11 protein-coding genes are annotated in these 15,401 nt (G+C 71.3%); 4 read left to right on the top strand and 7 right to left on the bottom strand.

The window, feature by feature from the left end; all coding sequences use genetic code 11:
* Positions 1-58: 58 nt before the first annotated feature.
* The 6 genes from ACIBN2_RS23985 to ACIBN2_RS23960 all read right to left on the bottom strand — a co-directional run bounded on the left by ACIBN2_RS23985 (position 59) and on the right by ACIBN2_RS23960 (position 5,560).
* On the bottom strand, positions 59-1,543 hold the full coding sequence (locus ACIBN2_RS23985) for a cytochrome P450 (protein WP_399137058.1): 1,485 nt from the start codon (positions 1,541-1,543) through the stop codon (positions 59-61).
* A 128-nt stretch (positions 1,544-1,671) separates the two neighbouring features.
* Complete coding sequence (locus ACIBN2_RS23980) at positions 1,672-2,292, bottom strand: GTP-binding protein (RefSeq protein ID WP_399137057.1); 621 nt, start codon at positions 2,290-2,292, stop codon at positions 1,672-1,674.
* Complete coding sequence (locus tag ACIBN2_RS23975; RefSeq protein ID WP_399137055.1) at positions 2,273-2,683, bottom strand: DUF742 domain-containing protein; 411 nt, start codon at positions 2,681-2,683, stop codon at positions 2,273-2,275. Before ACIBN2_RS23975 ends, ACIBN2_RS23980 begins: the two co-directional genes overlap by 20 nt.
* Positions 2,680-3,087 (bottom strand): roadblock/LC7 domain-containing protein, encoded by a 408-nt coding sequence (locus ACIBN2_RS23970; RefSeq protein ID WP_016434374.1) that lies wholly within the window; start codon positions 3,085-3,087, stop codon positions 2,680-2,682. The genes ACIBN2_RS23975 and ACIBN2_RS23970 overlap by 4 nt, the downstream gene beginning before the upstream one ends.
* Positions 3,084-4,676, bottom strand: coding sequence for a sensor histidine kinase (locus ACIBN2_RS23965; RefSeq protein WP_399137053.1), 1,593 nt, complete (start codon positions 4,674-4,676; stop codon positions 3,084-3,086). The genes ACIBN2_RS23970 and ACIBN2_RS23965 overlap by 4 nt, the downstream gene beginning before the upstream one ends.
* Positions 4,677-4,924: 248 nt before the next feature.
* The gene (locus ACIBN2_RS23960) at positions 4,925-5,560 is read right to left on the bottom strand and encodes a TetR/AcrR family transcriptional regulator (protein WP_399137051.1); all 636 of its coding nucleotides are present in this window, start codon (positions 5,558-5,560) and stop codon (positions 4,925-4,927) included.
* Positions 5,561-5,731: 171 nt separating this feature from the next.
* Between ACIBN2_RS23960 and ACIBN2_RS23955 the strand changes: the two genes are divergently transcribed.
* The 4 genes from ACIBN2_RS23955 to atzF are packed head-to-tail and all read left to right on the top strand — an operon-like array spanning position 5,732 to position 12,421.
* A complete protein-coding gene (locus ACIBN2_RS23955) occupies positions 5,732-6,556 on the top strand; it encodes an urea amidolyase associated protein UAAP1 (RefSeq protein ID WP_399137049.1) in 825 nt (274 codons plus the stop codon).
* A 20-nt stretch (positions 6,557-6,576) separates the two neighbouring features.
* Positions 6,577-7,215 (top strand): urea amidolyase associated protein UAAP2, encoded by a 639-nt coding sequence (locus ACIBN2_RS23950; RefSeq protein WP_399137047.1) that lies wholly within the window; start codon positions 6,577-6,579, stop codon positions 7,213-7,215.
* Positions 7,212-10,724, top strand: a complete 3,513-nt coding sequence (locus tag ACIBN2_RS23945; protein WP_399137046.1) for a 5-oxoprolinase/urea amidolyase family protein — start codon at positions 7,212-7,214, stop codon at positions 10,722-10,724. Before ACIBN2_RS23950 ends, ACIBN2_RS23945 begins: the two co-directional genes overlap by 4 nt.
* The gene (gene atzF, locus ACIBN2_RS23940; RefSeq protein ID WP_399137044.1) at positions 10,721-12,421 is read left to right on the top strand and encodes an allophanate hydrolase; all 1,701 of its coding nucleotides are present in this window, start codon (positions 10,721-10,723) and stop codon (positions 12,419-12,421) included. Before ACIBN2_RS23945 ends, atzF begins: the two co-directional genes overlap by 4 nt.
* 58 nt (positions 12,422-12,479) lie before the next feature.
* Here the strand turns inward: atzF and ACIBN2_RS23935 are convergent, their stop codons facing one another.
* A complete protein-coding gene (locus ACIBN2_RS23935; protein WP_399137043.1) occupies positions 12,480-15,335 on the bottom strand; it encodes a DEAD/DEAH box helicase in 2,856 nt (951 codons plus the stop codon).
* Between the last annotated feature and the right edge of the window lie 66 nt (positions 15,336-15,401).

The raw sequence follows: 15,401 nt of genomic DNA, 5'->3' as shown, positions 1-15,401 counted from the left end.
ACGGTTTCCGCAGCACCCGAACGCTCGAGGCGTGGTTCTCCCGCATCGACCGGGCCGGTCAGTTGCCGCGCCACCACCGCAGGAAGCGCCGCCAGGCGCCGGCAGGACGGGCCGGCTCCTCGGGCGCCAGGGCGGGTTGCCGGGGCGGTACGGTCGGCTGGGCCGCCGGGGCCACGGGGGCGTACTCGGGACTCGGCGCGCCAACCTGCCAGTCGGTGCGCTGCGCCGGAACGGCGGCGTGGTCGGGCTTCGCCTTCACGTCCTGCTGCGGCTTCGGGTCGAAGTGGACCGGTAGTGCCACCAGGTGCCGGTTCGAGATGGACGCCCGCCAGCGCAACTCGTCCTCGTTGCAGTCGAGCTGGATGTCCGGAAGCCGGTTCAGCAGCGCGTCGACGCCGACGTCGGCGATCGCGCGGCCGATGTCCTGGCCCGGGCACTCGTGCGGGCCGCCGCTGAAGGCGAGGTGGGAGCGGTTGCCCATCATGTTGGCCGACAGATCGGGGCGGACGCGTGGGTCGACGTTGCCCGGCGCGATGCCGAGGAGAAGGCCGTCGCCCTTGCGGATGCGCTGGCCCCCCAGTTCGGTGTCCACCTTGGCGAAGTAGGCGAAGACGGTGCTGAACGGCGGCTCGTCCCACAGGGATTGCTCGACCGCCTGAGGCACCGTCATCTGGCCTCCGTTGAGCTGGGCGCGAAATCCCGGGTCGGTGAGCACCAGGCGCAGCACGTTGGCGAGGAGGTTGGTCGTCGCCTCATAGGCGGCCATCAGGACGACGCGCAGGTGCTGGCCCACCTCCTCGTCGTTGAGCCGCGCCGAGTGGTTGATCAAATGGCTCGTGAAGTCGTCCTCGGGGGCGGCCCGGCGTCGGGCGGTGAGCCGCATCAGGACGTCCATGACGTACGCGTTACTGGCGATGGAGGTCTCGGTGCCCTTCAGCATGTCGCGAGCGGCATGCACCATCTGGTCGTTGTACTCGTCGGCCATGCCGAGGACCTGGCACATCACCGCCATCGGCAGGTGCTCGGCGAACTGGCCGACCAGGTCGGCCCTGCCCTCCTCGCAGAACTTGTTGACGAGGTGCTGGGTCGCGCGGTTGATATGGCGGCGGACGCCCCTGTGGTTGATGGTCGACATGGCGGCGGTCACCGCACCGCGCAGCCGCACGTGCTCGTCGCCCTCGGCGTGGGCGCAGATGGGCTGCCAGGCGAAGTGCGGCATGAGCGGATGGTCGGGCTTGACCGTCCCGTCCTGCATCGGCTTCCACAACCGGTTGTTCTTGCAGAACTGCGCGGGCGTGCTCACCATATGCAGATTCTCACTGTGCCCGAGCACCACCCAGATCGGCACGTCTTCGTGCAGCAGCGCCGGAGCCACCGGCCCGTGCTCGTCGCGGAGCTTCTCGTACACGGCTCCCAGGTTCTCCGCCTCGGGGCCGTACAGCCGGCGCAGCCCGCCGGGGCCGATGCCGTGCGCGGGGCAGCCGGGGGGCGGGCCGGCCAGGGGGGCGTCCGTACCGGTCGGGGAGAGGTGTTCAGGCGTCACGATGGTCGCTCCGAAGCTGAAGTTCTGAAGGTGTGGTTCGGCAGGTGTGGGTTCTGCTCGTGAAGTCCTGCACGTGAGGTTCTGACGGTGTAGCCCCGCACGTGCGGCTCTGAAGTTGGGGGCGGGGCCTACGTGGAAGCCTTCGTCCTCGCCAGCGAGTGCAGGAAGCGCAGCAGTGTCATCAGGACGTCGCGGCTGGAGGCCCGGCGGCGCGCGTCGCACTCGATGATCGGGATCTCCGCGGCCAGGTCGAGGGCGCTGCGCAGGTCGGCGATGGGGTAACGGGGCGCGTCCGGGAAGGAGTTGACGGCGACCACGAAGGGCACACCGCGCTCCTCCAGACGTCCTATGACGTCGAAACTGACCTCGAGCCGGCGGGTGTCGATCAGCACCACCGCGCCGAGCGCGCCCTCGAACAGCCCGTTCCACAGGAACCAGAAGCGCTCCTGGCCCGGGGTGCCGAAGAGGTAGAGCACCAGCTGTTCGGTGATGCTGATCCGGCCGAAGTCCATCGCCACGGTGGTGGCCGTCTTGGTGTCGGAGCCGTAGTTGTCGTCCACCCCGACGCCGGCCTGCGTCATGGTCTCCTCGGTGGTCAGCGGCCTGATCTCACTGACCGAGCCGACCATCGTCGTCTTGCCGACTCCGAAGCCGCCCACGATCACGATCTTCACCGCGGCCGTCGCCGTGTGCGGCAGATGATCCTCTGTGCGTGGTCCGGGGATGGTGTCAGAGCCTTTGAAGTCCATGCATCACCGCTTCGAGGAGGGAACGGTCGGGGAGCGCCTGCCGGACGATGGGGGCGCGCGCCTGCACCAGCTCTGCCGTCAGCATGTCGGTGAGCAGCACGGTCACCACGCTGAACGGCAGGCTCAGATAGGCCGAGAGCTCGGCCACCGAGAGGGGTGCCGTGCAGAGCCGGAGCATCGCGGTCTGCTCCGGGGTGGCCGAGGGCGGTGGGTCGGCGCGCGCCACGATTAACGTGACGAGGTCGATGTCCGCGCGCTCGCCGTCCGGTCCGGCCACCACATAGAGCCGCTCCGGGGCCTTCGCGTCGCCCTCTTTCGCCGGTTTCGGTTTCGGGGGTGGTTCTGCGTTTTCCTGGCTGGGGTATCGCCGCCGGCGTTGCGGAGGAGTCATACGGTCTGCCCGTTGCGGCGGGGCGGGCTGGTCAGATGGGCCCCGATGCGTACGACGAGGTCGCGCATGCGGTTGCTCATCAGGCCGGGTTCGGCGACCACGTCGGACAGGACGGCGAGATAGGCGTTCGCCCCGGCGGCCATCAGGTAGAAGTAGCCGCCGTTGATCTCGATGATGACCAGCTTCATCCGGCCGTCACTGCCGGGGATCTCGTGGGCGACGGCACCCGCGAGGCTCTGCAGTCCCGCACAGGCGGCGGCGACGCGGTCGGCGGCGTCGGGATCTCCCCCGTAGCGAGCGATGCGCAGGCCGTCGGCGGAGAGCACGACGATCATCTCGATGCCCGGTACTCCGTCGGCGAGATCCTTGAGCATCCAGTCGAAGTTGGCTCGCTGCTGGATCACTTGTGGTCCCTCTCGTCGTCGGCCTCGATGCGGGCCGGCTCAGTGGTCGGCTGGGTGAATGCGGTCGGGTCCGGGTCGCCCTTGAGCCCCTCCCAGAACGCCTCGACCCACAGGCCGGGTTCGGGCTCCTTCTCCTCGGGCTCGGGCTCGGGCACGGGCGCCGCCCAGGAGGGCCGGGACGCCTGGGCCTCCCGCTCCGCCTCCTCGGCGGCGGCCTGTTCGGCGAGCCGCTGGCTGAGCGGAACCTTGACCCGGCTGCGCCGCTGCGGCAGACCACCGGCGGTCCATTCGGTGACCTCGGGGACCTCGTCCTCCATGGACACGCCGGCGGGGATGCGCGGACTGGTGGGACGCCGCCGCTTGGGGGCACGCTGGGGACCCTCGATACCGCCGATCTCGAGCTTGGGCGCGGCGGTCGCGCCGACACCGTGGGCGAGGCCGGGCGCGGGATCGCTGGTCATCATCACGCGCGGTACGACGAGGACGGCGCGGACTCCGCCGTACGCCGAGGCACGCAGCGAGATCTGCATGTCGAACGTCTTGCACAGGCGCCCCACGACGGCGAGGCCGAGGCGCGGGGACTCGCCGAGGTCCTGGAGGTCGACACCGGCCTGGGCGCGCTCCAGCATGCCCTCGGCCCGGGCACGGGCCTCCTCGCTGAGGCTGACGCCGGCGTCCTCGATCTCGATGGCGATACCGGTCTGCACCTCGGTGGCCGTGACGTGCACCTTGGTCTGCGGGGGCGAGTAGCGCGTGGCGTTGTCGAGGAGCTCGGCGCAGGCGTGGATGACCGGCTCGACGGAGATGCCGCGGATGTTGACCTTGGCGATGTTGTCCAGCGAGATGCGCCGGTACTCCAGGATCCGGGACATGGCGCCGCGCAGCACGCTGTACAGCGGGACGGGCTGCGGCCACTGGCGGCCGGGGCGGCCACCGCCGAGCACGGAGATCGAGTCGGCGAGCCGGCCGATCAGTGCGGTGCCGTGGTCGATGCGCAGCAGGTCGTCGAAGACCTCGGGGTTACGGCCGTGGTCCTCCTCCATCTCCCGGAGTTCCTTGGCCTGTTGGTGGACGATGGCCTGCACGCGCCGGGCGATGCTGACGAAGGAGCGCTGCGAGGAGTCCCGCATGGCTTCCTCGGTGTCGACGATGTCGAGCACGCGCTTGAGCAGGGCCACCTGGGCCACGGGCAGATCGCGGTAGGAGGGGTCGTAGTCGCCGAGTTGGCGAATCACCTCTTGGGGGGAATTCCCGCCGCGCAGATAGTAGATGGCGGTCGGGGCGATCTCGTGCGCGAGACGTTGCATCTCCTGCTCGTGGCCGGCGACGCGCCGTTCCAGATACGCGGTGTGACGGGCGCTCTCCTCGCGCAGGGTGTGCAGGGTGCGGCCGCGCCGGACCGCTTCGGCCGCTGTCGCGATCACGAGCAGCGTGGCGACGACACCGCACCAGACGACGGCCGCCCGGGCCGGCTCGGTCACCGTGGCGGCGGCTGCTCCGGTCGCCGCGGCCATCGCTATGGCAGGCAGCAACAGCACACGTGCATACGGGAGTTCACGGCGCCGGGGAGGGGATTGGACACTCACCATGTAGGCCCTCTGAGACGAATCGACGGGGAGTCGCACATATAGGGAACAAGCGCACGAATACACATCAACTCGGTGCGCTGCGGGCGAGCTTAGTCCGACCGGATCATCGCCGTGTCATATTCAGCAAGCGCCTGAAACGGGTCACATCCGAGGAGTACCCTCGGCCCATTTACACGCTCAGGGACCACTCGAACACCGTACGTCACGGCGTACGGCCGTTTGAAGACACTCACCGTGACGGGTGAAGATCAGATTCCGGCGATCCGCAGGGCCGCGTCCGCGGTGGCCTCGGCGAACGCCCGTACCGGCCGCTCCGGGTCGGATCGGCGCACCAGGATCACACCTTCGATCAGACCGAACACCAGGTCCGTCCGCAGGCCGAGCTCGCTCTTGGCGAGCCCGCTCCCGGAGGCCGTGGCGGCGAGCAACTGGCCGTAGGCGTCCTTGAGTTCGTCGCGTACGGCGTGGAACCCGGCGAACCGCTCGGCACGCACCTCGGGCAGCAGATAGAGGCCACCGAGGTTGTGCCGGCCGCCGCACAGCAGCTCAACGTCCTGCCGGCACAGCTGCCACAGCCGCTTCTCGGGCGGGGTCGCGTCGTCGGCGAGGAGCCGCCGGGCGTACGCCAGCGAGGGCGTGACCGTGGACTCCAGCAGGGCGGCGAGGAGTTCCTCCTTGCCGGAGACGTAGTGGTACATCGAGGCCTGCCGCATGCCCGCGCGCTCGGCGACCGCGCGGGTGGTGGTGGCGGCGTAGCCGCGGGTGGTGAACAACTCGGCGGCGGCCGCGAGCAGTTCGTCGCGCGGCTGCAGTCCGCTGTCCGGCCGCTGCGCCGCCCGCGGCCGGCCGACCCGGCGGCCGCGTCCTTCACCCGGCGTTCCCATGCGTTCGATCCTCGCACACAGCGGGCCGGAGCGATCTTCGTGAGGGCTCGGTAACGGGCCGGCAACGCGCGGGCAATACCGGCGACCCGCCCGCCTCCTAATTTCTGTCGCGCGACAGAAATTACCGGAAGACGCACGCCCGACAGACAACCCGGAGCCGGAGGTCCCGCGATGGCGACAGCCACCACTTACGGAGCCCGCGACCACGCACGCGCCCAGGAGGGCGCCCGTGCCGAGGCCATGCCCGTCGTCCCGGCCGCCGACTGGCCCGACCCGCCCTGCTCGGCGGGCCACCTGGTGTGGGCCGAGACCGTGGCGGGCGGCAACTACACCCACCGGGTGCTGGCCCGCGGCACCGAGCTGCGTCTGACCGACCAGCTCGGCGACGCCTGCGCCCACCTGCTGCTGCACGTGGCCGACCGGCCCTGGGAGCGTCTGAACGTCGCCGACACGGTGAAGGTCCAGTGGAACGCGTATCTCGGCGAGGGCCGTCTCCTGCTGTCCGACCAAGGCCGGGTGCTGGCCTCCGTGATCGCCGACACCTCCGGGCGGCACGACGCGCTGTGCGGCACCTCCACCCTCGCACGCAACACCGAGCGGTACGGCGACGGCGCCCCGCAGTCCGCCTCGCCCGCGGGCCGCGAGCTGCTGAAGCTGGCAGCCGCGAAGAACGGCCTGGAGCCGCGCGACCTGCCGCCGTCCCTGTCGTTCTTCCAAGGCGTCGAGGTGCGCGAGGACGGTGGCCTGGAGTTCACCGGCTCCGCCGGCCCCGGCGGCAGCGTCACGCTCCGCGCCGAGCAGGACCTGACCGTGCTGATCGCCAACGTCCCGCATCCCGTCGACCCACGCCCCGGCTACCTCAGCACCCCGCTGGAGGTCCTCGCCTGGCGCGCCGCGCCGACCGGCCCGGGCGACCCGCTGTGGCAGGCCACGCCCGAGGGCCGCCGTGCCTTCCTCAACACCGCCGAATTCCTTGCCGCGAGGGGGCTCGCATGAGCACGAGCACACCAGCAGCCATGAGCACGAGCACACCGACGACCGCACGCACGGCCGTCGTTCCCGCCCGGGCCGCCTGGTCGTCCGTGATCCGTGCCGGCCAGACGCTGACCATCACCGACCTGCACGGCAACCAGGCCGTCGACTTCCTCGTCTACGACGCCCACGACACGTCCGTGCGCTACAGCGCCCCCGACACGATCCAGGCCCAGGGCACCATCTTCCTGACCACGGGCAGCGCGCTCATGAGCAACGAGCACTCCCCGCTGATGACGGTCGTGGACGACGAGGTGGGCCGGCACGACACGCTCGGCGGCGCCTGCTCCAAGGAGTCGAACACGCTCCGGTACGGCCACCACACCTGGTCGCAGCACGCGTGCGTGGACAACTTCCTGGCCGAGGGCGCCCGTTACGGGCTCGGCAAGCGCGACCTCGTATCCAACATCAACTGGTACATGAACGTGCCGGTCGAGAAGGACGGCACCCTCGGCATCGTCGACGGCATCTCGGCACCCGGGCTGAAGCTGACCCTGCGCGCGGAACGCGACGTGCTGGTGCTCGTCTCCAACTGCCCCCAGATCAACAACCCTTGCAACGGCTTCGAGCCGACGGCCGTGCAGATGACGATCCAGGCCGCCGCTCCGGGAGATGCCGCATGACCTTCGACACCCTGCTCGTCGCCAACCGGGGCGAGATAGCGGTCCGGATCATCCGCACCGCCCGCGAACTCGGCCTGCGCACGGTGGCCGTGTACTCCGACCCGGACCGCACCGCGCCCCATGTCCGGCTCGCCGACGAGGCGGTCCGGCTCGGCCCCGCGCACGCGAAGGAGTCGTATCTCGACGCCGACCTGGTCCTGAAGGCGGCCAAGGACAGCGGCGCGGGCGCGATCCACCCCGGCTACGGCTTCCTCTCGGAGGACGCCGCCTTCGCCCGCCGCTGCGAGGACGCCGGCATCGTGTTCGTGGGTCCGACGCCCGAGCAACTGGAGCTGTTCGGTGCCAAGCACACGGCGCGGGCGGCGGCCGAGGCGGCGGGAGTGCCGCTTGCTCCGGGCACGGGTCTGCTCCCGGATCTGGACTCCGCCGTGGCCGCCGCCGAGCGCATCGGCTACCCGGTCATGCTCAAGGCGACCGGCGGTGGCGGCGGTATCGGCATGTCGGCCTGTCGATCCGTGGCCGAACTGACCGACGCCTGGGAGCGGGTGCAGCGCGTCGCGACCGCCTCCTTCTCCTCCGCCGGCGTCTTCCTGGAGCGGCTCGTCGAGCACGCCCGCCATGTGGAGGTGCAGGTCTTCGGCGACGGCACGGGCAGGGTCGTCACCCTCGGCGACCGCGACTGCTCCCTCCAGCGCCGCAACCAGAAGGTCGTGGAGGAGGCACCGGCACCGGGCCTCCCGCCCCACGTGCGCGAGCAACTCGCCGCCTCCGCACGTGACTTGTGCGCCTCGGTCGGATACCGCTCGGCGGGAACCGTCGAGTTCGTCCACGACGCCGCCCGCGAGGAGGCGTACTTCCTCGAGGTCAACACCCGCCTCCAGGTGGAGCATCCGGTCACCGAGGAGATCTACGGCATCGACCTCGTCGCCTGGATGCTGCGCCTGGCGCGCGGCGAGACCGACGTCGTACGCGAACCGGGAACCCCCCGCGGCCACGCCGTCGAGGCCCGTCTCTACGCCGAGGACCCCTCACGCGAACACCGGCCCGGCGCGGGTCTGTTGACGCGGGTCGAGTTCCCGCCGGACGTCCGCGTCGACGGCTGGGTGGAAACCGGCACCGAGGTGACGACCGCCTACGACCCGCTGCTCGCCAAGGTGATCGCGTACGGCTCCGACCGCGCCCATGCCCTGCGCCGGCTGGACGAGGCGCTGGCCCGCACCCGTGTCGACGGCATCGAGACCAACCTGGGGCTGGTGCGCGCGGCACTCGCCGACGGGGACTTCGCCGGGGCCGTGCACTCCACGGCGACGCTCGCCCACGTCTGCGACCCGACCCCGCGGATCGAGGTCGTCTCCGGCGGGACGCTGACCACCGTGCAGGACTGGCCCGGCCGCACCGGCCACTGGCAGGTCGGCGTGCCGCCGTGTGGGCCGATGGACGACCTGTCCTTCCGGCTCGGCAACCGGGCGCTCGGCAACGCCGAAGGCACGCCGGGGCTCGAATGCACGCTCCAGGGCCCGGCGTTGAGATTCACCCACCCCACGACCGTGTGCGTGACGGGCGCCGCGGCCGAGGTCACCGTCGACGGCGCCCCCGTCGCCCAGTGGGAACCGGCCACGGTGCCGGCGGGCGCAGTCCTGCGGATCGGCGCACCGGTCGAGCACGGCCTGCGCACGTATGTCCTCGTCGCCGGCGGCCTGGACGTGCCGGACTTCCTGGGCAGCGCGAGCACGTTCACGCTGGGCCGCTTCGGCGGGCACGGCGGCCGGGCGCTGCGCACCGGAGACGTGCTGCACGGAGGCACCGTCACCGAGGGCGCCCCGGTGCCCCGCGAGCCCCGCCCGGCCTTCGGCGCCGTGTGGCAGATCGGCGCCGTCGAAGGCCCGCACGCCGCACCGGAGTTCTTCACCGAGGACGACATCCACGACTTCTACGCCGCCGACTGGAAGGTCCATTTCAACTCGGCCCGCACCGGTGTACGGCTGGTCGGGCCCAAGCCGCGCTGGGCGCGCGCGGACGGCGGCGAGGCGGGCCTGCACCCGTCCAACATCCACGACACGCCCTACTCCGTCGGCGCCGTCGACTACACCGGCGACATGCCCGTGCTGCTCGGCCCGGACGGCCCCTCGCTCGGCGGATTCGTCTGTCCTGCGACCGTCCTGAGCACCGAACGCTGGAAGCTCGGCCAGCTCCGGCCAGGCGACACGGTGCGCTTCACGCCGGTGGCCGTCGACGGCTCGCCGCGCGCGGACATCGAGGACGGCGGCGTACTGGCCCGGGACGGCGACGTCACCTACCGTCGCAGCGGCGACGACAACCTGCTGGTCGAGTTCGGGCCGATGCAGCTCGACCTGGCGCTCCGCATGCGCGTCCACGCACTGATGGAAGCGGTGGCCGCGGCGGCCCTCGACGGCGTCACCGACCTCACCCCCGGCATCCGCTCCCTGCAGATCCGGACGGTCCCCGGCCGCCTGGCCCAGCACGAACTCCTGCGCCGGGTACGGGAGATCGCGGCCGCGCTCCCGCCCACGGACGAGCTCGTCGTCCCCTCCCGCACCGTCCACCTCCCCCTCTCCTGGGACGACCCGGCGACCCGCGAGGCGATCGCCCGCTACATGGCGGGCGTCCGCGACGACGCGCCCTGGTGCCCGTGGAACATCGAGTTCATCCGCCGGGTCAACGGCCTGGAGTCGGTGAACGACGTCTACGACACCGTCTTCGACGCGGAGTACCTCGTTCTGGGCCTGGGCGACGTGTACCTGGGCGCACCGGTCGCCACCCCGCTGGACCCGCGGCACCGCCTGGTGACCACGAAGTACAACCCGGCACGCACCTGGACGGCCGAGAACTCGGTCGGCATCGGCGGCGCCTACCTGTGCGTATACGGCATGGAGGGTCCGGGCGGCTACCAGTTCGTGGGGCGTACGACGCAGGTGTGGTCGGGCTGGCAGCAGCGGGGCGCGTTCGAGCCGGGCTCGCCCTGGCTGCTCCGCTTCTTCGACCGCATCCGGTGGTATCCGGTGGACGCGGAGGAACTCCTCGAACTGCGCGCCGACATCACGTCCGGCCGCTTCGTGCCCCGCATCGAGGAGGGCACCTTCTCGCTCGCCGGATATCAGCGGTTCCTCACCGAGAACGCCGATTCCATAGAGGAGTTCAGGTCCCGGCAGCAGACGGCCTTCGCGGCGGAGCGGGACGCGTGGGAGGCGGCGGGCGAGTTCGCACGCGCGGAGGCGGCGACCGCACCGGCGGCTCCCCCGGCCGAGGTGACGGTCCCGCCGGGCGGCCGGCTCATCGAGGCCGAGTTCGCCGCCTGCGTCTGGCAGTTGAACGTGAAGCCCGGTGACAAGGTGGAGGCAGGACAACCGCTCCTGGCCCTGGAGTCGATGAAGATGGAATCCAGGGTGCACGCGCCGGCGGGCGGCGTGGTGACGGAGATCCTGGCCGGGCCGGGCGACCAGGTCGAGGCGGGAACGGCACTGCTGGTCCTGGCCCCGGCGCCGCAGTGAGACAGACCGAGGAGCGAGAGATGTCCGCAGTGACCCGAGTGCGCGCCGCCCACGACCGCATCGCGGCCGTCGACCGCCCCGAGATCTGGATCGATCTGCGCCCACGGGCGGAGGCCGAAGCGGAGGCCCGGACGATCGACGCGCGCGTGGCGGCGGGTGAGCGGCTCCCGCTCGCGGGGCGCCTGCTGGCGGTGAAGGGCAACATCGACGTGGCCGGCCTGCCCACCACCGCGGGCTGCCCGGCGTACGCCTACCGGCCCGAAGGTGACGCACCGGTCGTCGCCCGGCTCCGCGCGGCGGGCGCGCTCGTGCTGGGCACGACGAACCTGGACCAGTTCGCCACGGGCCTGGTGGGCACGCGCTCGCCCTACGGCCCCGTCCGCAACGCCCACGATCCGTCCCGCATCAGCGGCGGCTCCAGCTCGGGATCAGCCGTCGCGGTGGCCCTGGGCATCGTCGACCTCGCGCTCGGCACCGACACCGCGGGCTCCGGCCGGGTCCCGGCCGCCCTCAACGGCATCGTCGGCCTCAAACCGACCCGCGGCCTGGTCCCGACGGCCCAAGTGGTCCCGGCCTGCGCCTCTCTCGACTGTGTGACGGTGTTCGCCCGCACCCTCCCGGAGGCCGAGCGGGCACTGTCCTTCATGGCCGCCCCAGCGGACCGGGACCTGCCTCCGCTCCCCCGGCGCGCCCCGGGCCCGTGGCGCGTCGCCGTCCCGCCCCGCGACCAGCTGGGCGAGCTGGACGAGGGCTGGGCGGAGGCGTACGAAGCGGCCGTGCGGCAGCTCGAGTCGGCCGGCGCCGACGTACGCACCCTCGACCTGACCCCGTTCACCGAGGCGGCGGCGATGCTCTACGACGGCGCGTTCGTCGCGGAGCGCTACACGGCGGTAGGAGCCTTTGTCGACAAGTTGATCGCGGAGGAGGGTGAGGCCACCACGGCGCTCGACCCCACCGTCGCCGGCATCATCACCCGCGCCCGCGACATCCCGGCCCACCGCCTCTTCACGGACATGGACCGCCTGGCGGCGCTACGCGCCCGGGCCCTGGGCGAACTGGCCGACGCGGACGCCCTGTTGCTCCCCACCACCACGGGCCACCCGACCCTCGCCGAGGTGGCGGCCGACCCCCTGACCGCCAACGCCCGCCTCGGCCGCTTCACCAACTCCACCAACCTCTTCGACCTGGCGGCGGTGGCCGTCCCGGCCGCCGAGGTGAACGCCCTCCCCTTCGGCGTCATGCTCATCGGGCCGGCCTTCACGGACGAACGCCTGGCCCGAATCGCCGGACTGCTTCAGCCGGAAACACGGCTCGCGGTGATGGGCGCACACCTGACCGGCCAGCCCCTGAACCCCCAACTCCTCGGCCTGGGCGCCCACCTGGACCGTACGACCACAACGGCCCCCGTCTACCGCCTGCACGCGTTGCAGACGACGCCGCCCAAGCCCGGCCTGGTGTACGTGGGCGAGGGCGGAGCCGAGATCGAGACGGAGATCTGGCACCTGCCGGCGACCGGCCTGGGCCGCCTGCTGGCGGCACTTCCCCGCCCGATGACCCTGGGCAGCGTCGAACTCGCGGACGGCACCCGAGCCCCCGGCTTCCTGTGCGAACCGAGTGCCCTGCAGAACGCCGAGGACATCACACATCACGGCAGCTGGCGGACCTATCTGAACGACCGCTCAGGGCAGGGTTCTTAGGGGCGCGGGGAACTGCGCGACCAGCCACAACAGACCCGCACCCGCCGAACAACACCCGTCACCCAACGGACGAGTAGGCCACAACCCCCCGCAGCAACTCCTCAACCGCCTTACGCGCGGCCTTCCCCACAGTCGAGCCCTCCACAGAAGTCGACGCCGCCGAGATCTGCCCCAGCACGTCGATCACCTGCTTGCACCACCGCACAAAGTCCCCGGCCGGCATCTCCGCCTCCCGAAGGACCTCGTCCAGCCCCTTACCACTGGCCCACATGTACGCGGCCCAGGCGAACCCGAGATCCGGCTCGCGCTGCCCGACCCCTTCGGTCTGCGTGATCCGGAAGTCCTCCTCCAGCGCGTCCAGCCGCCCCCAGATCCGCACCATCTCACCGAGCGCGGCCTTGGCCTTGCCGGACGGCAGCTTCGGGGCCATCGCGTCGTCGCCGACCCGCGCCTCGTACACCAGCGCCGAGACGCACGCGGCCAGTTCCGCGGGACCGAGCCCTTCCCAGACCCCGGCCCGGAGGCACTCGCTCGCCAGCAGATCCAGCTCGCCGTAGAGCCGGGCCAGCCGCTTGCCGTGCTCGGTGACCTCGTCACCCCGCAGATAGTCCAGCTCGGTCAGCAGCGCCACGATCCGGTCGAAGGTCCGGGCGATCGTGTTCGTACGGCCCTCGATACGCCGCTCCAGCTGCGATGTGTCCTTCAGCAGCCGGTGGTACCGCTCGGCCCAGCGCGCATGGTCCTCACGGTCGTTGCACCCGTGGCAGGGATGCGCGCGAATCGCGGTGCGCAGCCGTGCGATCTCGCGGTCGTCGACGGCCAGGGACCGCTTCTTGCGGGCCCGCTCGGGCGGGATGTGCCCGGCCTTGGTGCGCAGCGCCGAGGCGAGGTCCCGACGGGACTGCGGGGAGCGGGGGTTGAAGGACTTGGGGATCCGCATCCGCTCCAGCGCCTCGACCGGCACCGGGAAGTCCATCGACGCCAGCCGCTTGACCTGACGCTCCGCCGTCAGCACCAGCGGACGCGGCCCGTCGTGGTGCTCGAAGCCGCGATGGCCGTTGGACCGCCCGGCGGGCAGCCCCGGATCCAGCACCAGCGCGAGACCGGCGTACTTGCCCGTCGGTACGTGGATGACGTCCCCCGGCTTGAGCTTCTCCAGCGAGACCGCGGCCTCCGCGCGCCGCTGTGCGGCGCCCTGCCGGGCCAGCTCGGTCTCCCGGTCCGTGAGCTCGCGCCTGAGGAGCGCGTACTCCTCGAAATCGCCGAGGTGGCAGGTCATGGAGGCCTGGTAGCCCTCCAGGCCCTCCTCGTTGCGCTGCACCTGCCGCGAGATCCCGACGACCGACTTGTCGGCCTGGAACTGCGCGAAGGACGTCTCCAGCAGCTCGCGCGAGCGGTGCCGGCCGAACTGCTCGACCAGGTTGACCGCCATGTTGTACGAGGGCTTGAAGCTGGAGCGCAGCGGATACGTGCGCGTACCCGCCAGCCCCGCCAGGTGATCGGGGCTCATGCCGCGCTGCCACAGCACCACGGCGTGGCCCTCGACATCGATGCCGCGCCGGCCCGCACGACCCGTCAGCTGGGTGTACTCGCCGGGGGTGATGTCGGCGTGCTGCTCGCCGTTCCACTTGACGAGCTTCTCCAACACCACCGAGCGCGCGGGCATGTTGATGCCCAGTGCCAGCGTCTCGGTCGCGAACACGGCCTTCACCAGGCCGCGCACGAAGAGTTCCTCGACGACCTCCTTGAACGTCGGCAGCATGCCCGCGTGGTGGGCCGCGATCCCGCGCTCCAGGCCCTCCAGCCACTCGTAGTAGCCGAGGACGTGCAGGTCCTCGGTCGGGATGGACGCCGTGCGCTCCTCGACGAGGGCGCGCACCTTGCCGCGCGCCTCGTCGTCGTTGAGCCGCAGTCCGGCGTGCAGGCACTGCTGAACGGCCGCCTCGCAGGCCGCGCGGCTGAAGATGAAGGTGATGGCGGGCAACAGGCCCTCGGCGTCGAGCCGTTCGATGACCTCCGGGCGTCCCGGGGTCCACACCCGCGACCGCTGTCTGCGCTCCCGCTCGCGGTCGGCCTCGCGCATCGCCCGGCCGCGCCTGCGGTCCTGGTAGGAAGGGCGGCTCGCCTCCATGCGCGCCAGGCGCGTGAGGTCGGGGTTGACGGCCTTCTTGCTGCCCTCGCCCTCCTCGAAGAGGTCGTACATCCGCCGCCCGGCGAGCACGTGCTGGAACAGCGGCACGGGCCGGTGCTCGGAGACGATCACCTCGGTGTCGCCGCGAACGGTGTCGAGCCAGTCGCCGAACTCCTCGGCGTTGGAGACGGTCGCGGACAGTGACACCAGGGTCACCGACTCGGGGAGATGGATGATCACTTCCTCCCACACGGCTCCGCGGAAGCGGTCGGAGAGGTAGTGCACCTCGTCCATCACCACGTGGCCGAGGCCCAGGAGCGTCTGCGAGCCCGCGTACAGCATGTTCCGCAGCACCTCGGTGGTCATCACGACCACCGGGGCGCCGGAGTTGACGCTGTTGTCGCCGGTGAGCAGGCCGACCTTGTCCGCGCCGTAACGGCGGCACAGGTCGGCGTACTTCTGGTTCGACAGCGCCTTGATGGGGGTCGTGTAGAAGCACTTCTTGCCCTGTTCCAGGGCGAGGTGGACGGCGAACTCGCCCACGATCGTCTTGCCTGAGCCGGTGGGCGCCGCGACCAGTACGCCCTTGCCCGCTTCGAGCGCCTGGCAGGCCTCGATCTGGAAGGGGTCGAGGCCGAAGTCGTACATCTCGCGGAAGGAGGCGAGCGCGGTGGCCTGCTCGGCAGCGCGCCTGCGGGCAGCCGCGTACCGCTCGGCCGGGGAGAGGTCCTCTGTCATCGTGCTTTCGAGCGTACCGGGCCACACTGACAACAGGACGATCATTATCCGGAACCCGGGCCGTCAAACGCCGAGAGGTGCCCACGTCACCGGGGACGGGGGCACCTCTCG

Origin of the sequence: Streptomyces sp. NPDC050534 (assembly GCF_044457745.1) — a bacterium.
In the GTDB taxonomy this organism is placed as follows: domain Bacteria; phylum Actinomycetota; class Actinomycetes; order Streptomycetales; family Streptomycetaceae; genus Streptomyces.
The sequence above is the reverse complement of the archived record's forward strand: the minus strand, read 5'-3'. Positions and strand labels throughout refer to the sequence as shown.